The sequence below is a fragment of the bacterium genome, assembly GCA_016699125.1.
GTDB lineage: Bacteria > Babelota > Babeliae > Babelales > Vermiphilaceae > AWTP1-30.
In genome coordinates this window covers 754,823-780,660 of record CP064961.1, presented here as the reverse complement: position 1 = coordinate 780,660, position 25,838 = coordinate 754,823, and the positions used below count along the sequence as shown (strand labels likewise).

20 protein-coding genes are annotated in these 25,838 nt (G+C 35.6%); 9 read left to right on the top strand and 11 right to left on the bottom strand.

Features of this window, described 5'->3' with window-relative positions:
• Positions 1 to 99: 99 nt before the first annotated feature.
• Positions 100 to 864, bottom strand: a complete 765-nt coding sequence (gene murI / locus IPG37_03730) for a glutamate racemase (protein ID QQR53542.1) — start codon at positions 862 to 864, stop codon at positions 100 to 102.
• A gap of 89 nt (positions 865 to 953) precedes the next feature.
• Between murI and IPG37_03725 the strand changes: the two genes are divergently transcribed.
• On the top strand, positions 954 to 1,334 hold the full coding sequence (locus IPG37_03725) for a hypothetical protein (GenBank protein QQR53541.1): 381 nt from the start codon (positions 954 to 956) through the stop codon (positions 1,332 to 1,334).
• A gap of 69 nt (positions 1,335 to 1,403) precedes the next feature.
• A complete protein-coding gene (locus IPG37_03720) occupies positions 1,404 to 1,781 on the top strand; it encodes a hypothetical protein (GenBank protein ID QQR53540.1) in 378 nt (125 codons plus the stop codon).
• Between the two features lie 3 nt (positions 1,782 to 1,784).
• Here IPG37_03720 and IPG37_03715 read toward each other — a convergent pair whose 3' ends face one another.
• The 4 genes from IPG37_03715 to gatB form a co-directional block, all read right to left on the bottom strand.
• Positions 1,785 to 2,975, bottom strand: a complete 1,191-nt coding sequence (locus tag IPG37_03715; protein QQR53539.1) for a tyrosine--tRNA ligase — start codon at positions 2,973 to 2,975, stop codon at positions 1,785 to 1,787.
• 28 nt (positions 2,976 to 3,003) lie between these two features.
• Complete coding sequence (locus tag IPG37_03710; protein ID QQR53538.1) at positions 3,004 to 3,792, bottom strand: hypothetical protein; 789 nt, start codon at positions 3,790 to 3,792, stop codon at positions 3,004 to 3,006.
• 60 nt (positions 3,793 to 3,852) lie between these two features.
• The gene (locus tag IPG37_03705; protein QQR53537.1) at positions 3,853 to 4,437 is read right to left on the bottom strand and encodes a hypothetical protein; all 585 of its coding nucleotides are present in this window, start codon (positions 4,435 to 4,437) and stop codon (positions 3,853 to 3,855) included.
• Positions 4,438 to 4,720: 283 nt separating this feature from the next.
• On the bottom strand, positions 4,721 to 6,178 hold the full coding sequence (gene gatB / locus IPG37_03700; protein QQR53536.1) for an Asp-tRNA(Asn)/Glu-tRNA(Gln) amidotransferase subunit GatB: 1,458 nt from the start codon (positions 6,176 to 6,178) through the stop codon (positions 4,721 to 4,723).
• 192 nt (positions 6,179 to 6,370) lie between these two features.
• On the opposite strand from gatB, the gene IPG37_03695 reads away from it, so the two are divergent.
• Complete coding sequence (locus tag IPG37_03695) at positions 6,371 to 7,234, top strand: hypothetical protein (protein ID QQR53535.1); 864 nt, start codon at positions 6,371 to 6,373, stop codon at positions 7,232 to 7,234.
• A gap of 365 nt (positions 7,235 to 7,599) precedes the next feature.
• Here the strand turns inward: IPG37_03695 and IPG37_03690 are convergent, their stop codons facing one another.
• The 3 genes from IPG37_03690 to IPG37_03680 form a co-directional block, all read right to left on the bottom strand.
• Positions 7,600 to 10,422: a hypothetical protein gene (locus tag IPG37_03690; GenBank protein QQR53534.1), complete on the bottom strand. Its 2,823-nt coding sequence runs from the start codon at positions 10,420 to 10,422 to the stop codon at positions 7,600 to 7,602.
• Entirely contained in the window at positions 10,419 to 12,962 is a 2,544-nt protein-coding gene (locus tag IPG37_03685; GenBank protein ID QQR53533.1) for a hypothetical protein, read from the bottom strand. Before IPG37_03685 ends, IPG37_03690 begins: the two co-directional genes overlap by 4 nt.
• Before the next feature lie 97 nt (positions 12,963 to 13,059).
• Positions 13,060 to 13,587, bottom strand: coding sequence for a dCTP deaminase (locus tag IPG37_03680; protein ID QQR53532.1), 528 nt, complete (start codon positions 13,585 to 13,587; stop codon positions 13,060 to 13,062).
• A gap of 111 nt (positions 13,588 to 13,698) precedes the next feature.
• On the opposite strand from IPG37_03680, the gene IPG37_03675 reads away from it, so the two are divergent.
• The 6 genes from IPG37_03675 (at position 13,699) to IPG37_03650 (ending at position 23,266) form a co-directional block, all read left to right on the top strand.
• Entirely contained in the window at positions 13,699 to 14,691 is a 993-nt protein-coding gene (locus IPG37_03675) for a MoxR family ATPase (GenBank protein ID QQR54283.1), read from the top strand.
• Between the two features lie 86 nt (positions 14,692 to 14,777).
• Positions 14,778 to 15,953, top strand: coding sequence for a hypothetical protein (locus IPG37_03670; GenBank protein ID QQR53531.1), 1,176 nt, complete (start codon positions 14,778 to 14,780; stop codon positions 15,951 to 15,953).
• Positions 15,940 to 18,528 carry a hypothetical protein gene (locus tag IPG37_03665; GenBank protein ID QQR53530.1) on the top strand — a complete coding sequence of 863 codons (2,589 nt, stop codon included), beginning with the start codon at positions 15,940 to 15,942 and terminating at the stop codon, positions 18,526 to 18,528. The genes IPG37_03670 and IPG37_03665 overlap by 14 nt, the downstream gene beginning before the upstream one ends.
• On the top strand, positions 18,525 to 20,129 hold the full coding sequence (gene pilM / locus IPG37_03660; protein ID QQR53529.1) for a pilus assembly protein PilM: 1,605 nt from the start codon (positions 18,525 to 18,527) through the stop codon (positions 20,127 to 20,129). The genes IPG37_03665 and pilM overlap by 4 nt, the downstream gene beginning before the upstream one ends.
• Positions 20,126 to 20,689, top strand: a complete 564-nt coding sequence (locus IPG37_03655; GenBank protein QQR53528.1) for a hypothetical protein — start codon at positions 20,126 to 20,128, stop codon at positions 20,687 to 20,689. The genes pilM and IPG37_03655 overlap by 4 nt, the downstream gene beginning before the upstream one ends.
• Positions 20,690 to 20,725: 36 nt before the next feature.
• On the top strand, positions 20,726 to 23,266 hold the full coding sequence (locus IPG37_03650; protein QQR53527.1) for a hypothetical protein: 2,541 nt from the start codon (positions 20,726 to 20,728) through the stop codon (positions 23,264 to 23,266).
• On the opposite strand, the gene IPG37_03645 is transcribed toward IPG37_03650, so the two are convergent.
• The 3 genes from IPG37_03645 to IPG37_03635 form a co-directional block, all read right to left on the bottom strand.
• A complete protein-coding gene (locus IPG37_03645) occupies positions 23,217 to 24,485 on the bottom strand; it encodes a hypothetical protein (protein QQR53526.1) in 1,269 nt (422 codons plus the stop codon). The genes IPG37_03650 and IPG37_03645 overlap by 50 nt on opposite strands.
• Before the next feature lie 189 nt (positions 24,486 to 24,674).
• On the bottom strand, positions 24,675 to 25,109 hold the full coding sequence (locus IPG37_03640) for a 4'-phosphopantetheinyl transferase superfamily protein (protein ID QQR53525.1): 435 nt from the start codon (positions 25,107 to 25,109) through the stop codon (positions 24,675 to 24,677).
• A gap of 89 nt (positions 25,110 to 25,198) precedes the next feature.
• Positions 25,199 to 25,765 carry a hypothetical protein gene (locus IPG37_03635; GenBank protein ID QQR53524.1) on the bottom strand — a complete coding sequence of 189 codons (567 nt, stop codon included), beginning with the start codon at positions 25,763 to 25,765 and terminating at the stop codon, positions 25,199 to 25,201.
• Positions 25,766 to 25,838: the final 73 nt, after the last annotated feature.

Below are 25,838 nucleotides of genomic sequence, written 5' to 3'. Positions count from 1 at the left end.
TTATTATAGGTATTTGCTGCGTATTTTTTCATTTTAGTATATTTATTATGTGCTGCTCTATTTTTTTGTCAATAAGAAAGAGATTTTAAAATATAAAACTTATAATCCCAAACAGTTTGCAAAGAATGCTAACTTTTTGAGATTTATTTGATCTCCTGAAGTACTATAGTGAATAGTCCCCTTGGCAGATTGTTCTGAAATTAATCCCTTTTGATACAATGATGCATACACATGCTCAGCTACCGCATCTGCCGGATTAAGAAGTTCTTTGGTGCCAACCACTCTCTTAATTACAGGTTCAATAATAGGAAAATGTGTGCATCCCAATAAAAATGCCGAAACATCTGCCAAACAGTACTTTCTGACCGCACTGTCTATTTCTACGTGACTGGCATTGTTTTCAATTAATGGGACAAATTCTGGACATGCTATTGAAACAATGCGGCCATTATATCCATTTTGATACAAAAGATCAGGATAAATCTTATTTCTTGTGGTATATTCCGTAGCCAAAATACCAATCGAATCTATATTGGCATTTTTGATCATAGATACGGTTGGAGTGACCATAGAAAAAATTGAAATAGGATACATAGCCTGATCAGTCCAGCAAAAAGATGATGAGCTTGTATGACATGCAATGACAACTGCCTTGACCTTGTACGTATTTATTAAATGTGAAATGGCTACATCGGAAAGTAGCTTTATCTGATCAGCTGTTTTATTGCCATAGGGAAGATTCATAAAATCAGCGAAATAGACAAAATTTTCGTATGGCATCTTTGCAGCCAGAGCCTTTAATACGGTTAATCCACCAACACCACTGTCAAAAACACCAATCGGTCTTTTAGCTTTCAAAGACATATTGCAACTCATATTTAATAAAAATTATTGATCATAGGGAATATTTTTTGCTATTCTTAATCATAAGAATACAATTTGAAAGTTATTTTATGAATACTATAACTATTTTGAAACTATACCTACTTTTATCGATGGCCAGTAATACATGCATGCTTTTGTCAATGACCAGTACAAAATCATATCAGATTTCTTTTTCAAATGAAACAAACAAAGAACTTATAATCACCGTTTTTTTTGCTGGCGGTTACTCTCTTTGCCCTAACAGTAGATTAATCATTGAAGCAGGCCAAAAGAAAATTTTTGATACTCGCATTTGTTGTACCGCTTCAATAGACATTGAAACAAGCAAGCCAAGCTTAATACGCAAGGTAAACTATCAACCAATGCAGGCAGAGTTTGGTATAACATGCAACGCATTTTCTATCGCAATTAAAGAGCGGAACAATGAATTCATAATCGTTGAACTATAAAAACTATTGTTTTAAAAATACAACTTTGTTTAATCTACAAATAACGGTGCATAGAAATAGTAAAAAAAAATGAAAAAACAAAGCAGCATTATTTTAACCCTTTTAGCCATGATCTGTCCGGTATCAGAGGTTTTCACACAAACAGGCAATGGTCTTTTAAAAAAACGGATCATTGAACGCAGAGCCTCAGAAAAAGTTGAAAAAATTATACAAAAAGATTCAATGGGACATATGCTTGATCGCATTGAAGGTATGAATAAACTTTTTGACAATCTCAAAGTCTCTTCTGTTCAAGAAGTTTTACATGCTGTGGAAAAGATGCAAACTAATCTCAAAACACTTTTGGGCGAACTAGGTGCACAATCAATAGAAGATGCCATCAAAGAGGTCAAACAGGTTAAATCAGTTGTGACTCAATTATCTCGACTACAAGCAACGCTTAAATAAATATTACTTCTTTATCAATTTGAAAATGGCAACTTTACCAGCTTTTAAAATTGCTTCATTGTCCCACATAACAACAGCCTTAAAATCATCGATCACGCTTCCATTAAGCTGGACAGCTCTTGATTCGATCAACCTTTTTGCTTGAGAAGAGGTTTGTACCACCCCTGCCAACTTTAATAGATCTACAATCCAGATCTCACCAGAAAAATTTCCAGGCACAACCAGCTCTCGTGCATGAGTATACTCTTTATTTTGAAAAACTTTTTCAAATGCATGCTGTGCCTGTTGGGCAGCACTTAAAGAGTGAAATTGCGCTACCACTAAACGCGCAAGCTCTTTTTTCAGTTCCATTGGATGAATATCTCCAATAGATACTTTCATATGCAATGCATTTGTTTCGGCCTCCGTTTTCAAGCCAAGCAGATTAAAATAACGGAACATAACTGTATCAGGAATGGACATAAGTTTACCAAACATCTGATTTGCTTCCTCGGCAATCCCTATCGAATTTCCATATGATTTTGACATCTTTTGCACTCCATCTAAACCCTCAAGCAAAGGCATAGTCAAAACAACTTGTGCTTCTTGGCCATACTGTTCCTGCAAAAACCTTCCCATCAAAAGGTTGAAAGTCTGATCGGTACCACCAAGTTCAACGTCTGCCTGAATCATAACCGAATCATAAGCTTGCATTAAAGGATATAATAACTCATGAAGCCCAATCGGCTGCTGTGCGGCAAGTCGTGCTTGAAAATCTTCGCGCTCAACAATTCGTGCCACCGTTGTCTTTGCAGCTAATTTAACAATGTCTGTAAAAGTAAGTTTTGATAACCATTCTCCATTATTTACAATCGTTAAACGAGTTTTCGACAAAATTTTTGTTGCCTGCTGTAGATACGTCTCCTGATTACGTTTGATATCGTCCAAAGAAAGAGCTGGCCTGGTTTTTGATCTTCCTGTTGGATCACCAATCTGTGCCGTAAAGTCACCAATAATCAAGATCGCTTCGTGTCCTAAATCTTGAAACTGTCTCATTTTTTTTAATACTACCGCATGCCCCAAATGCAAATCTGGTGCTGTTGGATCCATTCCAAGTTTAATTTTTAAAGGAACATTTTTTTGCAGTTTTTTGATTAACTGTTCGCGAGGAGTTACTTGAGCAGTGCCCTGAAGAATTACATCCAACTGTTTCATCCATCTCTCCTGATTATTTTGATAATTTTTAAATAATAGCAGCAAGCGCGATAGCTATCATTGTTATCACTCGTACAACAAGTTCCCTTAACGGTTCTGCCAAAAAAAATAACAGTAATAACGGCACAAAAAAAGTGGATGCTCCGGACCGCATTTGCTCATAAGCCGCAATATCATCTTCATCGGAAGAAAAAAGCATATACAATTCGCGCGTATTCAAAATCATATACAAGACGCCAAGGACAATATGCAAATAAGCTGCTGCTATAGAAATAAAACCGATGATAACATGAAAAGATGACACATGCGGAAATGCCTTTACTAAAAAAGTATTACTCATAAATCGATACATTAACATCAGGTCAATGAGCCCTGAAATATCTGGAGCAACTGAGGGCATATACTCATCAACTGAGATAAAGTAAGCAAAATCTTTGACATGATTTTTAAAAATAACTACAAAAATAATAATACCTATACATGCCATTAAAAAATGTACTACCACATCCGTATAATAAATAACAATGAGCTTCAATTTTTTGTATGGTCCATACACCCCAAATGGATTGGTAATAAGATTCCTTCCCCAACCAATCAGAGAACCCCATACTGTTGAAAACATTAAAACCAAAAAGCCAACAATATCAAGGTGGTTAACTGGATTGAAAGAGCTTAAACCGAGTTGCTCGCTTGTATCATCGCCAAAATAGGTAGCTACTCGCGATCTAATGGCTGAAGGTATGGTACTCACCAACACATAGGCGAAACTAAATGAGATAAGCCTTATCAGAAGCTCAATCGTTTTTACATCAACCATCGCTAGCTTTTTTCTTAAAAAATAACACTGTACGTAGACGTTACCAACAACTCAAATTTATTAATTTTTCATGCTATTATATAAATTACTAATCATGACAAGGGAATTTTTTTTGATTTTTTCATCCCATTTCTGTCTTATTTTTGTAATATCTCCCGAAATCATATGTACAACCACAGCTTCATGCTTGTGTCCCTTTTGCAAAAGTTTTTGAGAAACAAGCTGGAGCTCTTTACTTGACAGATCCATGAGACCAATAAGATCAATCTCATTTTTAAATTGATTTACATAGTTCATATCTGGCTGTGCGGGCTTACTTTTTACAAAACGAGCTATCGCCAGAACCTGATTATTAATCATACTAACCATATCATTAAAAATATTTGTCAGCTGTTGATCGTACCCTGCTTTTTGTTCAATTTTTTCAAGCACCGATATAGAATTTAAGATCTTTTCATATGCTTGAGCATCGCCCTTGTCAAGTAACAATTCAAAACCATCATTCAACCCATGCATCATACGTTTAATTACCGTACACTGATTCTTAATCTCAAGTGCCTGTTCAACAGGAACAGCGTCCATATGAACCGTAAAAATAGCCATTGAAACCGTTAAGCAAGATAATGTTTTACAATCTATTTTCATTTAAATCCTCGCATTTAAAACACGTATCGCGTTCTAAATATTTTTTCTATTATAAAATAATATTGAAAATATTCACACCATCATTGTACCGAAAACATTTTTTTTGTCAAAAAAGGGCTATGAAAACTATAAAACCCTTTTTAAATAGCTTTATCGCGGTCCTCAGTCCACCGAGAAAGAGCTTTGTCATAACCATGTAATTTTATCAAAATAGAGCTAAACATTATGATTACAAGGGCCGTTTCAAATCTAAAATGTACTGCTTACAAATTGGACCGCTGAGTTATAATAGTTTTTTAAATATCTGATTGATCATCTGTGGGCTTGCTTTGCCACCTGTTTCTTTCATCAGTTGACCAACAAAAAAGCCGAAAAGTTTTTCTTTACCGGATCTGTATTGTGCCACAATATCTGGATTCTGTGCGATGATTTTCTGAGCAATCAATATAAAATCATCTTCAGCTCCGACAGACTCTAATCCTTTTTGTTTGACCACTTCAACAGGATTTTGGCCAGTTTGTGCAACTGTTTCAAAAACAGTTTTTGCTGATGAACCATTGATCAGACCGTCTTCAATCATTTTCACAATTGTTGCTAAATGTTCGGGGGTCACTTTGCATTCTGTCAGGCTTATCTGTTGCTGATTAATAAAACCCAAGACATCACGCAAAATCCAGTTAACAACTGCTTTTGAGCGATGCATCGAATATGCTTTTTCAAAATACATTGCACGTTCATATTCTTCAACCAGAATGTCTGCTTCATAAGGCGACAGGCCGTATTCAGTAACGTATCGATCAAATTTTTCAAATGGCAGCTCAGGCATAGCTGCTTTTACTGTTTGCAAAAGTTCATCTGATATTTGAATGCCTGGTAGATCTGGATCCTGAAAGTAACGATAATCTGCCGCTTCTTCTTTGGAACGCATGGAAACTGTGACTTTGTTTTTTGTATCCCACAGGCGTGTTTCCTGCTTGACTTTTTGGCCTGATTCTAAAAGCGCAATCTGCCTTTCAATCTCATATTCGATTGCATCTGCAATAAATTTGAATGAGTTAATATTTTTTAGTTCACATTTTGTTCCAAGTTCAGTTGTACCTTTTTTGCGAACCGAAATATTTGTATCAGCTCTAAACGCACCATTCTGCATATTCCCTGTGCAGATTCCCGCATACTGCACTGTAGCACGCAACATTTTTAGATATGCACGTGCTTCTTCCGATGATGAAATGTCGGGTTCACTTACAATTTCAAGCAGTGGAGTGCCAGCACGATTTAAATCAACAAGACTTTCTTTACTTGCTTTTACATGTGTATTTTTACCTGCATCTTCTTCAATGTGAATGCGACGTAACTTAATTTTTTTTACTGCTCCATCAGTCAGACGAATTGGAACATACCCATTCAAGCAGATAGGTTTGTATTGTTGTGTAATCTGATAACCTTTTGGCAAATCCGGATAAAAATAATGCTTGCGATCAAAGAATGATTCTTGCGCAATCTGACTATTAGTCGCAAGTCCAGCTTTGATACCTGCAACCACGACCGCTTCATTCAAAACTGGCAAAACACCTGGGTGACCTGTGCAGATGTGACATGTATTGCTGTTAGGTACCGTTGAAATCGCATTTGAACAGGCGCAAAAAATCTTTGTGTTCGTATTGAGTTGCACATGGACTTCAATACCAATAACAACTTCGTAAGTTGGATGACGATCGAGTGCAGAACCATTCTTGGACATACTTTTCCTGCTGAAAATGAAATAAAACTTATGAATAATAATACACGCAACTTACATCAAGAGCAACTTGGCCTACGGTGAAAGGAATAGAAAATTTAGAAAACATTTTATTTTTAAAAAACTCTTTAAATGAATTATTTTTAAGCTATATTTAAAGATAATATTATATTTAAAAAACTAGGTGGAAGTCTGATGAAAAAACTACTTTATGTATGTACCCTTAATTTGATAGGCCAAATAGATGCAATGAATAACATACAAAACCGTAATGGGTATCTAGCATTAGAAGCTTCTATGGAACATGTATCTGGTACTATAATTAATGCAATAAACAAAACTAGCGAGTCGCTTGAATCAACACAAATCGATACAAAAACTGTATCAACTGCAATGGAAACTTACAAGGGTCACGCAATTTACAGAAACGAAGAAAAACTAGAACAACTCGCGTCAATCATCATTCCTGACTATGAATTAATTTGTGTGGTAGGAGCCACTTGTAAAGAATTCAATAAAAAGCACGCCTGTTTGATAAAGCCAATTAAGGCATGGTATAAAAAGATCAATGCAGAACGAAATAACGTCTTATTGGCCATAGTAGGGAATATTGTAAATGAAGCGGCAAATTCAAATGCCGTTGACGCAGACATGTCTCATTTAACTATCGTTTCATCTGACAGTATAACGGATTCAGACATGTTTAAAAAGTCAAAAATCTATGTCCATGAAACAGAACACAAGCTATCTATTTTTCAATATCCTTCCTTGGAAGATCAGGCAAGAATTCTCGTAGAACAAAGTCGACCATGTTTTAAACCAGTTTACAATGAGAGAAAGTCTAGATATTCTGATACACTTGATCCTATTAAAAGCCCATTTGGGAAATTATTTCTTACCATGTTGCGTTCTGATCGATTAGTAAATAAAGAGTTAAAGAATGTGTTTACTCAAGAAGATAATACATGGCTAGAGAACCTCGACTATATGCTTGAAATCTACTTTGGACAAAATACAGATGAAACCATATCGATTTTGAAAAAAAAGCTTCTACGTTAAGCGATGAGAGCTCCAACTCAGTAGTTGAAGAGGACGCTAGTGAAAGTGAACTTACTGAAAATGAAAACAATACTGACGGCAGAGCTGAACGCTTCGTAGAAGATGGTGAAAACATACACTTCTTTGAAGGAGAACTGGGATAAAATGAATCTGAATTCATAACCTTCTTGCAAAACATTGGTTTCAATGGAGAAAATTTTAAAGTACTGGAGGATCCAAACTATCCAGTTGAGGATGAGGACAGTAGCATATCCAGCTTCAAAAAATAATATTATTTAGAAAAAGGTAGTTAACTTTTGCAATGTCATCATGTTTTAATGCAAAAGTGAGCGGCATACTAGTATGTGGGCCTCAACATTTGATAGTTACGACTTTCCTATATCACTCATTAAATTGAGGACCGAAGTTAAAGCTTTTAACTGTGCACTTTTCCATTGACCAAAAAGTGTGATTTTATGTTCATCAATCATCTCATTGAAATCATTTGTTAATGTTTCAAAAAAGTTGGATTTTTGATTGTTTTTGACAGTGTTTGGGGATCTTAATAACTGCAGGTCGATCAGTTTTGATTTTAACTGTGCAATCAAATCTGCCTGCTGTGCAACTGGGCCGCTCAGCTGATTGTTTTCAATAGTTAGAAGTGATATTTCAGTTGCGAGGTTCAATGGATCTTTTAACTTGTTAACTGCTTTTTCGATGCTCATTTGCATCTGTAGTTTAAGATATTGATATGCAGATTTCATTTTTTCAATTATGGCTTCTTTTTCTTTTTTGCCAAGTTCTCTTGTTTCTGTAGTATTAAAGATCGTCTGAAGGGCATAAGTTATGCTATTAACTTTTCGTTCGAGATGGTTTAATGAGAGCTTTACCTTTGTTAACACGTCCCACTCCATAATTGGAACATCAAAGGGGTTGGTGGGTTGTTGTTCGGTTTCAGTTTGCCCTCCTGGTAGATTTTCGGTTTGTGTATCTAGATTGTCAAATGGATTTGTGGATTTTGGCATAGCTTGATTTCTATTGTCCTTGGGTAATTTGTTTGCAATCGGAGCAATAATGATTTCATACTGATTGGCAATAGTCTTGAACACTGCTTGAATCAACTGTTTGCTGTCTATTAATTGGATAATCTCAGGTTCAAAGTACGGTTTATCGTTAGTTTCTTTCATAGTAGTTATTGCATTATTAATCGTCGCATCAACTGTTTTTAATTTGTTTTGCAAATCAGGAAGTTTTCCTTTGTCAGCTAATCCAACTTTTTTGATGGTATTCATTAACTGTTCAAGTTGTGATCTGATCGGGTCGATGTATAACAGTTTAATCAGTTTTATTTCAAGGTAGTTATGTGTATTCATGACATCATTCATCGAGGGCAAAAATCCATGCAGCATTTCAAAAACAGATTCAATATGTGCAGCCACGTTTTCAACCAATGGTCCTGATGTTGAAAGATCGAAATAAAGGTCTTTTGACAGTTCTGATTCAGGATTTTTTGATTTTTTCTCAGGTGCTTGTTTTGAGGTTGGATTGTTTTTCCCCATTGTTTTGACCGCTGTCCAGAAATTAAGCAAGCTTTTTTTAGCATCTTCTGCTTTATTTTGTGCTTGGTTTAACATTTTTTTTGCTAATCGACGAGAATTTACTGGTGCGATTATTTTGTTTGTCGCCGCAAGCTCGTCAAAACGTATTGTCTGTTTTATCGGCACGAGCAACAAAAGTTTATTCAGTTCATGGGATAAAGTTTCAATGCTTTCAACAAATGAAAACAGGTTGTCTGTTTTTTCAGATTGCTTGATCAGTACATTCTTATCTTTTTCAATTTCAGTGGCTGCTTTTTGTTCAGTCGTGCTAAAGAACTTTTTTATAAATTCAGTTGCGTAGTTTTTATAGTTAAGCTCACTTAATTGCTTCTGGAGTGATTGTTGCGCAGTTTCTTTATGTTTTTGAATCTTTTTTGATACATTTTGTTGTACCTGTAATACTTTCTTTTCCTTTTTATTTGCTTCACTTTGTGCTTTGAGTTCACGTAGTTTGGTTTCAATGTTTTTTAAAGCGCTATCTGAGGTATCGTTGTTCAGACCGGTCATGTTTTCTTGAATCTGTTTTTCAAGCTCTGCTATCACCTGAGTATTCGCTTCTATTGCCTTAGCATTGTTTGTTATTGCTGCAGTTATTGCGTTCAGCTCGGCTTCAAGCAGCAGTTTGATTTCATTGACTTTTTCAAGATTAAAAAGATCGTCTGTTATGAGATTTGTTGCATCGAATATAAGATTGCTTTGAGTAACAATTTCAGTAATTTGCCTTTCATAGGTGCTTCTTTTTTGGATTAAATCATTTGGCAACTGATCAGCATTAGTAAACACCTCTTTTATCGAATCTGGCAACCAAGAAAAAAAATCATTGGTTGACTCTGCTTTTTTGGAATCAAGCCTTTTCTGTTTTTCTTTTTTTACATTTTCATTGTATGTCTTAATAAATTCTATAATAGTGTTTAAGTTTGTTTTTCTGATATTTAATAGACTAAGTTCGTCTTTCTTGTTTAAGTCTTTTAAAAATTTTTCTTTTTCGAATTTGCTAGCTTTTAATGCATTGATCTTTTCAAATTTTTTAATTTTGCTTTCCAGTTCGTTTATTTCCTGTCCAATCTTTACGTTTTCGTTTGTTAGTTCTTCTCTTTTCTTTTCGCCGTCTTGTCGTTCTGTGTTTATTGTTTCAAGTTCTTTTTGTAAAGATGTTTCATTTTGTTTTTTTAGTTTCACAATAGTTTCAGTGATATGGTGAATCATAGATGAAGGTTTTAGTGTGGCATCATCTAATAATCGCTTAATGCGATCAGGTTTATATTGATTTTGTAACAGTCTATATTCAGAAATAATTTTTGCGTATGAGCTAGATTTATATAAAAAATAATGTTCATAAAGATCGTTTCTTTTATTTTTCAATCGTGTCAAATATTTATTAAACTGCGTTTGATCTTGTTCATAATCACGAAAAACTTGTACAATGCCTCGATCCAAAAAGTCTAAAATGAGCAGCTGTTTTAAATATGAATTCTTATTTTCATTGATATAAATTAATATGTCATCAATTTTCAATAAACCGAAATCTCTGTATGACGCCTCTTGTAACTGTTGTGAAAATAGGTTAAGAGCAGCTGTAAGACAAAGAGTTGCAAGAGAAATTTTTTTCATTGTACCTCTTCCGTCCTTTTTTGTTTGCATGTATCTGTTGTTTTTTGCCATTCTTCTTTTTGCAATAATAGTTCATTAAATTTTTGAAACAACTTATTGTCAGATTTACCTTGCAGCTTATTGATACGGCTCCGTGCACTTTCAAGATGAGCTTTTAATTGTAACTCAGCCAGATTGATCTGCTGTTGGTTTACAAGTGACTTTTTAGTATTATTTGTATTATTAACAATTTCATCGCATATCCACGGAAAAATGTTTTTAAAACAGTCTATTCCCTGCCATAAGGCTATGTCTTTGGCGATCTGTTCTATGTGTTTTAAAACTGGTTGATGTTCTGGTGTAGTGTTTTTTGGCTTTGGCATCTCATCTGGTGTTAATGGTTTGGCAAAATAGTTTAAATATGAAATTACGATTCCACGCTGTATTGATCTTGATTCTAAGCCAAGTTGCATTAATTTTGTGTGAGTTTGATTAAAAACTGAGTTTTTGTCTGCGTCCTTAGCAAAAAAAGCCTTATATTGTTCCAAAATTTCTGTCTGAAAATACATGATCATAATAAGATTCTGTTGATAGGGATCGATTTCTTTCAAAAAATCCTGATCACTTTTGATCAATGGATTTTCTGTTTGACTGTTAACTGATAAGGCTTTCAGTTCTTCTTGTAACTGTTTATTTTTTGCCTTTAGTTCTTTTTGTAATTCAACCTTAATAAAATCAACCATATTTTTCAAAAAAGACTCAATGCATTCTTGTTGTAACTTTGATACAGTATCAGGTTGTACAATTGCATTTTTGGCAGGCTTATCGATTTGTTCAAAATGCTCGGTGCGATTAAACCAAGCATTCAACTGTTTAAAATCATTATTAAATGATAGTATGCTGTTCTGAATCAATAAAGGTAAGGGGTCTATTTTTTTGTTAATTTGCCCAATGATTGAATTTATACTGCCAAAGATATTCTCTTTGAGTTCAGCAAATTCTTTTTTGAGGTTTTCGCCAGGATCGTAATAATAATCTATTACATTTGTGACCTCTCCCATTACTGTTTTATGTACTGGTTTGCTTATCAATGTATTTACCCATTTTTCTGCATCTGCTTTGACCTCTTTTAACTGTCTTGTAATACTTTTATTAAACTGCAGTGTGCCGAGTGGATTTTTGCCTTTTTCTGTGTTAAATTTTGGCAGTCTTACACATTTGTATAAAGCCCATCGAACAAGAAAAATATGCAATGATAAGGTAGAGTAAAATTGTATTGACTCTTTAAAAGTGTTTTGAAAATAAGTGTTGTGGGCCCTAATTACTTGGTCATCGTTTGTTATATTTATATAATCCGTATCCTGTGGCATTTTCGTTAATAAACCTTGCAGCCGTAAATATTCTTCGTTTTGCTTCTGAAATTCAGTTTGCTTTTTTTCAAGCTCTTTTTCAAGCTCATCTATTCGAAAACCAAGCGTTACGTCTTCTTGCGTTAATTTTTTAAGTTGTGTCAGATTAGCTGGAGTAAGTTTATCTGTTTCGCTGGCATGGGTCCTAATTGCTTCTTCTTTTTCTTTTATTTTAAGTTGTATTATGTTTTTCAGTTTTTCCAATTCCTTGGTCTTAAATGATTCTGTTTCAGATCCATTTGATAATATTTTTTGACGTATATTTTTAAAAGAGTTTATATCTTTCTTAAAACCACTTATGATTTCTGATAATCCCGTTAGTATTTCATTCAATTGATTCTCTATGTCTGCTTCCAGTATTTCATCACGAATAAAATCAGAATTCCATTTAATCATACTATTTTTAAGAGGTTCAATTGTAGATAATATTTCTTTCAATTTAGCGTATTCACTGGATTGTTCTACTGTCTTTTTATTTTCTTTTTCTTTCTGTTCATTTAAGTCTTTGTCCTCTTTAATATTTTCAAGTGATTGTAAGGTTTTTTGCTTCTGCTGAACTTGTTTCTGCTGTGCAAGTAACTCATTACGCCTTAAAGTCTGAGTTTCAATTTTACTTGTAATATTCAATAATTCTGTATGAACAAATTTTTTCTGTTGAATCAAATTCCCAAATTCGCCTTTCACGCGTTCTTGCTCTTTTTTAATCAACGTTTCAACTGTCGCCAGACCATATGAATTTATGTGTGGCAACTCAGGAAATTCTTTCTTTAAAAATTCATCTAAACCGTTCAAATAACCATTCAGCTGTTGTAAATAAACCGTGCTGCCTTCCTGAAATAAACGATTACGCATGGTATCGGTAAGCGTCTTGATTTTTTCATATCGTTCAGGCTTATTTTCAAGTAGGTTCTGATTTCCCAAATCAAGGTAATCCAAAAAGGCTTCAATAATTTTTAAATTTTCTGGAGAACGCTGTATTAACCAATCATTGCACTGTTTTTCAAAATTGTTCAGGTCGGCAGTCAGTTTTTTAAAGTTATTTCGTTCCGCGGTCCAATCGTTCTTGTGAGGTTTAAAAAGATTGAAAAAAGGTGATGCAAAAAATGGAATGGTAACAAAGTACACTATCAAACTTATATACAAAAAAAACATATAACACGCTTCTTGATTTTAATTTTCAATAAAATCTTACCAATAATTAAAATACAAGGACAAGGATTTAAGAAATGAAGCAGTGAATAGTCCCTTGTTAGATCTGTTTTTCAAAATCTTTGTACAACATACTCGGTTGAATGCCATTATTATTCTGATACTTGTTGCTGCGGTACAGATCAAAATTTCCCTCAAGAGTATGATAAAAGATCTGACAGATCTCAACCCCTGCATAGACTCGGATCGGTTGTACGCAAAACATTTCAAGTGTCCAGAACCCTGCAAAGCCTACATCGCCAAATCCGGCAGTAATATGAATGAAAAGGCCAAGTCGACCGATTGAGGATCTGCCTTCAAGCATTGGCACTGCTTCGAGGGTTTTGGTGTATTCAACGGTACGTGCAAGATAGAGTTTGCCTGGTTCGAGTACCATGCCCTCTGCTGGAATGGTCAGTTTGCTGTACTGATGTTGGCTTTTCATATCAAGTACCGGTTCATTGTATATCATCAGTTCGTTGTGGAGTCGCAAATTATAACTATTTGGGTTGAGCTGTTCCAGGTGAAAAGGCTCAATAAAAATGGTCTTTCCCAGCCTTTTATAAATTTCTTTTCCAGAAATAATCATTACAATCCCCTTTCCAAACAGTTAATAATTTTTATCGGATTGTCATCCTATAGGGAATAGATTACAATAAAACACAAACTTGTGAACTTTTTTTAAAAGGTTTTATGTATGATGGTACAAAATGAACTACCAAGCGCGACGACAATTGATCAGATAAAAGAGGAAAGTCAGCGATTTCAAGGACTTGCGTTGGAAGTCAGCAAAGTAATTGTTGGTCAAACCATGATTGTACAAGAAGTCATCATGGCATTGTTATCTGACGGGCATATTTTGCTTGAGGGTGTGCCAGGTGTTGCAAAAACGACGATGGTCAAAGCAGTAGCATGTGCGCTTGGGCTTGATTTTAAACGCATTCAGTTTACACCCGATCTGTTGCCTTCGGATCTTATCGGTAGCCTTATTTTTAATCAAAAGACCCATGATTTTGAGACGCGTAAAGGACCTATTTTTGCAAACCTTATTTTAGCCGATGAGATTAACCGTGCTCCTTCAAAAGTACAAGCAGCGCTCCTTGAAGCAATGCAAGAGCGACAGGTCACGATCGGTTCGCATACATTCAAGCTAGACGCGCCATTTCTGGTTTTTGCAACCCAGAATCCGGTTGAACAGGAAGGTACCTATCAACTTCCGGAAGCCCAACTTGATCGTTTCATGTTCAAGCTTACGGTAAAATATCCGTCAGTGCAGGAAGAGAAGGAGATAGTCAAGCGTTCGAACCGGCCGCAGGTTGCGAGTGAAATTTTGCATAAAGATGATATCTTGCGAGCACATGCACTTGTGCAAGCGGTGTATTGCGATGAAAAGATTATCGATTATATTGTTAATCTGATTTATGCAACCAGAACTCCGATAGATTACAAACTGCATGAGATTGCCGATTACATTCAATATGGAGTTTCTCCACGCGCAACCTTGTCACTGTTTCAAGCAGCAAAAGCCCAGGCATTTTTAAAGGGTCGTCATTTTGTAACGCCAGACGATGTAAAATCGGCTGTGCCGGCAGTATTGCGACACAGAATTGCATTAACCTATCATGCAGAAACTGATGGGGTGACACAGGATGGTTTGATAAAAAAGATCGTGAGTACCATTCCAGTTCCATGATAGTGATACTTTAGTTTCATGAATCGATTATTGACAGATGAAACTGAAGAACAGTAGTTTGTACAAGAAATATATGAGGATGTTGTATGAGTCGTCCGTTTTGGTTGGTAAATAGCAGTTTGTTACTTCTGTGTATGCTCACGTTTGCTATGACATATTTTATTAGGGTACGTGTACCAGAACGGAAAGATATTGAGCCTATTTTATATAGTGCACCAAAAAAGGAGCAGCAGATTGCTATTAATATCAGGCATATTTATGAACATGACCTTTTTGGAACATTTAAAAAGCAGGTTCCTCAAAAACCAAAGCCTGAAAAGGTAGAGCTGCCCCCAGAGCCACCAATGCCACAAAGAGTGATGCCGCCTGAACAACCAAAACTTACTTTTTTGGAACCTTTGAACATCACCCTCAGGGGGATTATTGTAAGTACGGATGATACGAAAAGCAATGCTATGATTGCTGACAATAAAACAAACCAGGAAGGAACGTTCAAGGTAGGTGATACGGTGCAAGATGCACAGTTAATACGAATTTTTAGTAATAAAATAATATTATTACGTAATAATGGGCAACAGGAAGTGCTTTATCTACGTGAACAGGACGCAAAAACTGATCCCGCATTTGCTCAGATTAATGATTGGCATACGAGTATTACCAGAAAGGACGGAACACATTTTCATATTGCTTCATTTCCGTTTTTAAAGCGTGTTGAAAATCTGCCCCATTTTATTGAAATGCTCAACTTAACGACGGCTTATCAAAAAGGTGAGCCAGTTGGTATGAGAATTGGTTCCATTTCACAAGATTCACTGGGTGCTGCGCTTGGGTTTATAGCGGGAGACATTGTGACTGAGATTCAAGAAGTTCCGGCAACGACGATTCAAAATCGTGTTACTATTTATAATACTATTATTAAAATGAATCTGCCTGGTGTTGTTGAAGTAAAGTTTTTAAGAAATGGTAGGTTGGGACAGTTTTTTTATGAAATAGAAGAGATGAAACAGGAAAAAGTTACGATTAAAAGTACCAAACCAACACAACAGTTACCTGGTGCTGCGTCGAATCAGAATAATCTGCAGATAGATTATCCATCTGTGCAACAACCTTTTTCTGATGATTTAGATTATGATAATGGATATGATAGTGATGATATGTTTGCGCAGATGAAAGATGTTGTACGTAAACGAGAGATGCATAACATGGTAACGCACGCTGAGTCACCCGAACATTTGAAGAAAGCTGAAGATGAAAAGATATAACACATATGTTTTATTAAGTGCGTTTTTTTGTTGCTTTTTGCAAATTGCAGTGATTGCCAAGCAAAAAAGGAGCTTTTCAAAAAAGGATATTATTGCATTCAACAATCAAACAGAATCATTAGTAGAAACTGCATACGATCTGCCACCAAAGATTATGCTTGCTGCAAATGCTGCGCAAGAGGTGCCAGTGGCGGCCGATCATCTTGAAAAAGAGTTTGACCAACCGGCAAAAACGGAGGTAGAAGATCGATCAATGGTGGCAATTATGAAGAACCTTGACGATAAGGGCTCAGATGCACCAGAAGAGGCTGAAGCTGATGCTGAAGAGTTTATCGAATTTAATTTTGAAAATGCTGACTTAATTAATTTGGTTAAACAGGTTGAGTTAATTTTTGATATTAGTTTTTTAAGTGACGATGCAATAGAACCTTTATTAAAAGGTGCACGGGCTATTAAGGGCAATAAGTTAACCTTTAAAACACAACATCCTTTGACAAGAACGCAAGCGTGGGAGCTCTTTGTTACCTTCATGCAGATTGCGGGACTTTCTGTAGTCAAACATGCTTTGCCTCGCACCTATCGTATTACCAATTTAGAGTCTGCGCGTAAGATGCCGATGCCATCTTTTATCGGTTCTGCTTATACTGAACTTCCTGATTCAGATGAGCTGATCAGATTTGTCTATTTTATTGAAAATAGCAGCATGGAAACAATTAAAACGATGGTTGATGCGTTAAGAAGTAGTGCATCAATGTTCATTATTTTGCAAGAGCAGAAGGCATTCATTTTAACTGATCGTGCTTACAATATTAAAAAATTAATGGAGATCATTAAAGAGGTGGATAAGGCGGCAGTGCCTCAGACTATGTCGTTGCTTCAGTTAAAACAGGCTGACGCCAGAACGGTGAAAGAGCTGTATGATACGATTACTGGTGATGAAAAAAATAATCAAAACAGGTTTGCTCCTCCGACTCAAAGGAAGCAGCCAACAAGTAGTTATTTCCCGGAAAATCTTAAGATGATTGTCGAGCCACGTCGAAATGCGCTTATTTTGATTGGGCCTTACGATGCAACAAAAAAAGTAGAAGAGTTTATTACAAAATATATTGATACAGAGCTTAGTCAACCGTATGCCGCATTTTTTGTATATCAGCTGAAATATGCTGATGCAAATACTATCGCTGATATCATGAATAATGTGACTCAGTTTGGCAAAGATACTGAAGCAGGTAAATTTGGTGGAACACGGGGTAAAGATCAGTATATGAAGCCGATTTTATTTGTTCCAGAAAAAGAGACAAATAGGCTGGTGATTAAAGGTAAGTTTGAAGATTATATGACTGCAGTTGAGATTTTAGAAAAGCTTGATGCTCCGCCTGTGCAGGTGGAAGTTGAAATGCTCATTTTAAGTGTTGTTATTAAAGATACAAAGTCGATCGGTGCGCAAATAAGAAGTAAAGAGGGTAATTCATCATTGCTTGGACAAAATATTAAGTTCCAGACTTCTGGCCTGTTTCAAAACAAAGGTATTGTTGAGAACTTTCAAGAATCAAATGGGGTGACAAGACTATTGGGAAACCTGCTTCAACTTGTGCAGGGTGCAGCTTCGGGTAATACTATTCTATCATTAGGATCAGATCTTTATAATGTGTGGGGTGTTTTTCAGGCATTACAAACGGTTGCAAATACCAATACAATTGCAAATCCATTTTTAACAGTTACCAATAAAACCCCGGCTATCGTTTCACTTGGGCAAACAAGACGTGTGGTAACGTCAACCATTGTGGGCAGTACAACTCAAACTGCGCAAGGGGACCAGGCTGCAGAATTACGCGTTGAAATTGAGGCGCAAGTTAATTCGGATGGCATGATCAAGTTGAACCTTAATGTAAAATATGATGATTTTACCAATTCAAGCTCTGTCAATGATGGAACGAAAAATGTGCGGCAGTTAAAAACCTCGACTACGCTTGCAGATGGAGAAGTTTTGGGAATCGGGGGACTGGCTCGTGCGCAGTCAAATGATGATATGAATAAAACCCCATTTTTTGGTGATCTTCCAGGTATTGGGTTGTTGTTTAAAAATAAACAGAAAGCTGTTCAAAAAGATAATTTGCTTATCCTGCTTACCTGTCGTATTGTTGATCCTCATGATAAGGTTGAGATGACCAAAGCGACTCAAAAACATGCAGATGAGTATTATTTGACACTTGGTCAGATGGCTTCTGCTTCAGATCGTAAGGATCCTGTGCATAAAATGTTCTTTGAAGAACCCAAAAATTCACTTGTTACTCAAGCAGAAGATTCATTTTTTGGAAAAGTAAATAGCAATGTGATTATCAAACGTAAGCGTATGCGTAAATCCTTAAGGCTTCAAAAAAAAGCGGCATTAGAAAAACCAGTATTAACGGCCGAGCCAAAGGAGCTTGAAAAGCAGATTGCGCAGACAGATAAGCCGATACCTTTACAAGTAAGCATGGTTGAACAGGAGTTTCCGGTGCAGAAGTTAAAGAAGACAAAAAAAGTCGATCTTTCAGCCCTTTGTACCTCTGAGCACGCAGGAGAACGGGTATGATCAAAAACATTTTTTTACCGGAAAAGATTGGCGACAACCTACTTTTTGGAAAAATGATTGTTGGTATTGATATTCAAAAGCATTTTATTTTTGCTACGGCTGTATGGGCAAAAGGGATAAGTCAGACTATTGAAAAACAGGTTACCATTCCTGTAGAAGGTAATGATCAGGATAAAACTATCGATCCGCATATTAAACCACTGATGGAAATCAAAAAGCTTTTTGGTAATGTCGCGTATCGTACCCATATTCACAGTAGTCATGTGTTTTACAAAGAGCTGGTGTTTCCTTTTACAGATTATGAAAAGATAAAGCTCGTAATTAAGTATGAAATTGAATCTTTATTGCCGTTTAATAGGAATGATGCAGTTATAGATTTTATTATTACTCATATTGACCAGCAAACCAATAGTGCAAAAGTAATGGCCGCATGTGTTCAAAAAACGTATATTGCCTCACATTTGGCATTGCTTGCTGCCGCAGGAATTGCGCCAGAAACAGTTACGGTTGATCTGTTTGGAATCTATGGATTATATTGTCAATTTCCAGAGCAGAATGGTAATGGCAATACTATTTTGTTGGATATTGGTATGAGTTCAACAAAAATATGTTTTATTACGCAACATGCATTTAAAATAGTACGTGTCCTTCAGCAAGGATTGGGTGCTGCGCTTAAAAAAACTGTTGAAAATAGCGGAAATAATCCACACGATCTGTTTGAAAAATTAATACGTTTTGGCTTTGCGGCTGAGCAGGATGCTGAAATTATGTCGTTCAAGTCTGCAATCAAAGTGATCATTGAGCCTATTGTATTTACAATTAATTCTTATCAAAGTAAACTTCCGAATTCGATCGTTCATACGGTAATTTTATATGGTGTTGCCTCTCGAATTGATGGATTTGATAGCTATTTGAATGAGCTTCTACATATGCCAGTTCATTATTTTTTGATGAGCTCAAATCAATTTCTTCAGCTTTCTAACGAAAGTACTACTTCAGATATGTTATATAGTATTGGTAGTGCAACTACACACAAAGTAAATGAGTCTTTTAATCTTTTGAAGGATTCATTTGCGATTAAAGATAATATGTTACTGTTGAAACAGTTATTCGTTGGACTATTTTTGACTTTATTGTTGTTGGGAACTTTGATTACTGTTCATGTTACGCAAGTGCACAAGTTAACCGATGAAATAGAACAGTCAAAAATGGAGGTAATCAAAGCTTTAAAGGAACAGTTTGTAAAAATTCCACGTGAAGAAAATAATATTGATGAGATTATAGATCAGGCACAACAGGCTATTACTGCTGAAAAGGAATTGTGGGGCGCTTTTTCCTATGCTAATCAGTCTCGATATTTGCATTATTTACTTGAATTAACGGAAAAAATTGATAAAGATATGCTTGGTTTTGAACTTGAAAAAATTACTATAGGTGAAGGTATTTTAACCTTGAAGGCAAAAGTCAAAGATTACGAGGCTTTAAAAGTGTTAGAGCGGGAATTAAAATCATCCAAGCTTTTTGCAACTATACCTCCTCAAGATAATCCGCAATTTACTATGAATATAGGACTGGCTCCAATTGAAAAGGAAGTTTCATGAGGATCTTTGATACAATCAATGGTGTGCTTGAACTGGTGCATCAGGCCGATAATACTATGGTGAAAAAATATTGTTTAGGATTTATAATAGCGGTGGTTGGTTTGGTGTCTCTTTTGGGACTTCAGTATTACAATACTATAAGTTTTTACAAGAAAAAATTGTATACCTTGAATGATCTGCGTGAAGAAGTTCAGATGATTAGACAGCAGCTTCTATATGTCCAGACTCAAAGGATAGCGGTTGATAAGATGTTGCAAGAAGAGGTTGATTTTAAAATTGGAGGATATTTTGCTCAGATCCTTGAGAAATTTGCACTTACTAACAATAAAAAAACTGAAGAGATGTCACAAATAGATGGTGAAAGTGATTATCGTGAATCAGAATTAATCACTGCTTTGACTGGGATGAACATGAAGCAGTTAACTGAGTTGCTTTATGAGATTGAGCAGAAAAAAAGAATTTACATTAAAAAGCTTGAAATAGCAAAATCTAAAAAAAATTCAGATTCACTGGATATTCTGCTTGTGATTGCTACATTATTGAAAAAAGAAAATGAATGACAGTACTTTTATAACAATCGAAGTAGATCTTGTATTATGATGAAAAAAATAGTTTCGAAAACAGTAGTTTTGTTGTTAGTATTTTCATGCAGTACGTTATTGAGTGATAATAATCTTGATGTATTCGTGAATGGGCAAGACAGTACAGACGAGCTTATTACAGTGAATTTTGTTAACGAACCTTTACTGAATATTGTTCAAGCTATTGCTGATCTTAAAAAAATAAATATTATTGTGCCGCATGCTGGTATTGAAATGAAAGAAAAAGTAACGTTTAGTTATAAGGATCAGATATCAGTTGATCATGCGTGGAAACTAGTTCTTACCTTACTTGATCTGTGTGATTATACGGTGTTGCCAAAAACAATGGGCCTGTTTATAACTAAAAAAAACCAAGATTCATTGCGTGAACCGGTACCGCTTTTCTTGGGCAGTCCATTAGAACTGATTCCTGATACTGATAATGTAGTTCGTTATTTGTACTATTTTTCCAATATCAAAGTACCCACTGAGACTGAAGCTGAACTGAATGTTGCATTAAAAGAGCTGCTATCAACAACAGGGACATTTAAAGCTGATACGCTTTCAAACTCATTGCTTATGCAAGATAAAGCTTCTGTATTGCGGTCAACAATACTGTTTGTTCAACAGTTTGACCATCAAGTGTATCAAGAAAAAATAAAGTTTGTAAAATTGAGAAATACTGAAGCCAAAATGACTGCAGACCTTTTAAATGAATATATTTTAAAAATTGGTAATCAGGAACCGGCAAATAGGCTTGGTCTTCCTGCAAATCTTGATGCACGTAAACCATCTGAGAATATGCTTTTTGCAAAGGGTACAAAGGTAATTCCTATTGTTCACAACAATAGTATTATGTTGATAGGCAGAGCACAGGCCGTGGATAAATTAAAAGAGTTCATTCAGAATACATTAGATCAGGAACACAAGCGGAACGGAAGGTCGACGTTACATGTGTATTCATTGCAATATATTAACGCTGAAACGTTTGCGCCAGTTTTACAAAAGATTGTGGACTCAGCAAAAGCGGGCGGTACTGGTCAGTCGTCAGCAGGTCAGGCTAATAGTCAAGTGAAAGGTAATGAACGAGTTTTTGATGAGATTATCATTCGTGCAGATAAACCTGCAGGAGGTGGTGAAGAAAATCGATATTATGGAGGTAACAATCTGATTATAGCGTGTAGAAATGATGATTATGAGCAGATAAAAAAACTAATAGCTCAAATTGACACACCACAACCAACGGTTCTTTTGGAGATTTTGATTGTCGATCTTACAATTGAAGATTCAAGGAAGCTTGGTTCAATGATTAGAAATCCAGCATTTTTACCATTGCCAGGCAATATGGAGTTTCAATCTGCACAACTTGATTCTGGTATTTTAACTGATCAGACAGACGCTTCTGCTATCACCACACCAACAACCATAGCGCCAGATCTTTTACAGCAGGTAACGTCTTCGACGAGCATTGCGTCGTCTGCTCCAAAGGGAGCAACCTTGGTTAGTTTTAATGATAGTGATGGTAGAACGTGGGGTATGTTGCAGGTTTTAAAGTTATTTTCACATTCGAAAATTGTTTCACAGCCTCATATCACCACTATCAATAATCAGCAGGCAACGGTCCGTATAGGTACTGAAAAGTTACTTGACGATGACACCTCAGAAAGTGCTGGTGGTGCAGCTATTATAAAAAAGAAAAAAGTGGAAGCTGTGTTGCAAATTGACATTACTCCACGTATATCACCAGATGATACTGTGACTTTACAAATCAAGATTCAGATTAATGATTTTTTGTCACCAACAACGGCAACACGTACGACTCGTGAAATTAATACAAGCGCAAACATTCTTTCTGGAAATATTTTTTCTTTGGGCGGACTCACTAATCTTACGCAAAATGCAAATGACAATAAGACTCCCTTTTTTGAAAAGATACCTATTATCGGTTCACTATTTTTTAAAGGTAAAAATCAGCAAGTAACAAAAAATAATCTTACAGTCTTTATATGTCCTACCATTATTCAACCACAATTCAGAAAAGGCTTGGGTGATTATACCAAAAACTGTATAGAGCTGAATCAGAGGTTTGTTGAACAGGCAGGGCTTTTTGATAAAACAAAAGATCCGATAACGCGATGGTTCTTCAAAAATGATATTAATCAGGGATCTGGAAATACTGTTTTTTCAGAATTCATTAACAGGCAGGTTGATCCAGCTAAGGGGACAGTTAAACAGTTTAGATTGGAGCATTCTGTCGCAACTCCGATTAAAAAAAATACCGAAGTGAGAGAGAAAGCATTATTTGTACAAGAGTCACCTGAACAACAAAAAATTGAAGACACATCAGAATCGATTGCTAAAGCCGTTGATGCGTTGGTGGATGAAAAAACGGTAAGCAAACTTAATAATGTATCATTTGTACCACAGTCAAAGCAAAATCAGACACCTTCTGGTAAGACAGAAAGCAAACAAGTCTTAACCGATGAACTTTCTTTGCAAGAGTTGCTTAAAAATCTTGAAAATCCATTTCTTGTTCAGGGTCAGCCAAAGCTATAAGCTCTTCTTCTATTTTAATAAGACGATGGTATTTAGCAAGGAATTCTGATCTTAAAAGGCCGCCGGCTTTTAAATACGTTGCATTGGTACCAACTGCAAAATCTGCAATAAAGTCATCAACTGTTTCTTGGGCTGCATGAGTGACCATTGTTTCTGTCTCGTACATATCAGCTAATTTTGATGCTTGTAGGATCTCAGTTACGGTTGCTGTGTCGGCTGGTACAACTGCAATACCATGCATGAGTGCGTTTTCAATGCCTTCAATAATGCGATTATATTTTGATAAAAATAGTTCATTGCCTATTACCTGAACAGAATCACCCAGGGTTTCCATCATGGTATTCCATCCTTCCCAGTCTTGGTTGCCAAGGCCATCTTCAAGGGTATACAGTCCAAACTCTTCAATCATTGATGCATAATTACCAATAATGTCTTCTGATGTAAAAATAGTATCATTGATCTGATATATCCGTTTTTCATTGTTGTAGAGTAGGGCATCACCAATTTCAAGTCCTATGACTACTTGTGTTGTAAGTTCAAGTAGTTCGATTTCTTCTAAAAGTAGCTTAAAAAGTTCTGCAATATCAGTGTTATGGGGAGCATACCCGCCATTGATTCCAATACATTTTGCAGAAGATTTGTTTGTTAAACGTTTGCCAATAGCTTGAAAAATCTTTGCACCTATTTCAAATGCATCTTTAAAGGTAACTGTTCCATGGGGTATGATGGAAATACTTTTAAAAGGAAATGAACTGTGACTGTTGTGTCCTTCAAAGATGGTAAGCATACACAAGGGGATTGAAACTGATTGTATATCATACATGTGACCGATGGTTTCATATACTGAAATACCTTCTGAAAGTGCTTGTGCTTTACAAATAGCTGTGCTTAATGCACGCATGGTGTTTGAACCGAGGTTTTCTTTTATTCTGGTTTGAGTAGTATCTTGTAAAAGTTGATCAAGGTCCAAAAGATGTGGTTCACGGTCGCATAGTAACGGTGCAAACGTTTTATTAATAAGGTTAACTGCATTCTGTACTCCCGCTCCATCAAATCTTTCTAAATCATAGAGTCCGGTTTGATTTTTACTGTTGTGTGCACCATGATGAGAGATTGCTGTAGTTGCAGTTTCCCCCGAGCTAAGCATTATTTCACATTCAATAGTTGGCAACCCGAATGAATCAAAAATCTCACGTGCAAAAATTTTCTTTATTTTCATAGTTGTCCTTTTTAAACAATTTAGCTTTAGTGAAGCAGATTTTAAATGGAAAGATCAATATCAATATGAAATTTTATGTATAGATTGAGAACAACTGACAATTCAAAATGAAATATCAATGTGTTACTTTATCATTAATACATAATTAAAGCTGGTCAGAGGCCAAGCCCTTAACAAAACAGGTAGTTTTTATAACAGTGTATGTTCGAATGTGACTGTTACGGTGGCGATTGCACAACATTGAGAGTGGCTTAAAGATACAGTGGTTGTAAACTGTTGTGTTGTGAGTGGAATTGGTAGCTGTTTGTAAGAAATATTCAAAAAAGGTGTGCCGTTTGGATGCTTTGAAACTGAAATAGCGTTCGCAATCTGTAGCAAAGAAAAACGATAGTTTGGCAATATTTGCTGTACAGCTTTTAAAAATGCCTCTTTTGCCGCAAATCGGACTGCAAGTCGCTGTGCAAAAAAATGATCATTTGCCGCAGCGTATGCAAACTCTTCAGCTGAAAAAATGCGCAATATTGATTTTTTGGAAAAAGTTCTCCATTTTTCAAACCTCTCAACCTGTACAATATCAACCCCTGTGACCGTTGCTTTGTTCAAAGCTTTTCCATTTGCAAACATCGTTTTTCCAGTACAAGGTGAGTCAATAAACAAAAGAGTGAGTCATATTGAAACCATGACTCACTCTTTTGTTTGTATTTTTAATGATTTTACAGTTCGTCTTTGAATTTCTTAATATCCTTTGTTGTATCTTCTTCTAATTTTTTTGTTGCAAAGAGCGCCTCAGAAAGATTAAATTTGTGCCCTTTGCGTTTCTCAGCAGTATAGTTTGCTTTTAGTTTTAAAAACTGTAAATAGGTTGCTGACTGTTCTTGTGGAACATTAAAGCCAGGTAATTTAGCTAAATCTTTATCAAAAGATGAGACTTGATATTCTTTACGATCAGAAGAACGAATATTAAAATGACCATTTTCCGAAATGTTTAGCTCAAATCCTTCAGCTTTGAACGCCTTATCAGCCACATTTACATGTTTTCTCAACTCTTCTACTTGGTCATCAAGTACACGATGCTTATTTGCAATATAGCCTTTAATCGCATCGGTATCATTTTTAACTTGAGTAGCTTTTTTTAGCCACATTTCAAATGGATCCTGACAAGAAATGATGCTAGCAGGACTTTTGCGATTAAAAACTAACTTCAAAAAGTTCATCGCCGATGATTCACGAATCATGAAGGCTAAAAGTGGTAAAATATATTTTATTTTAGTTTTATTCATTGATTATACCTTTCATATAGATAGTAGACCAAATAATTTTATTTTATCATTGTAACATATTTCAAATAAAAGT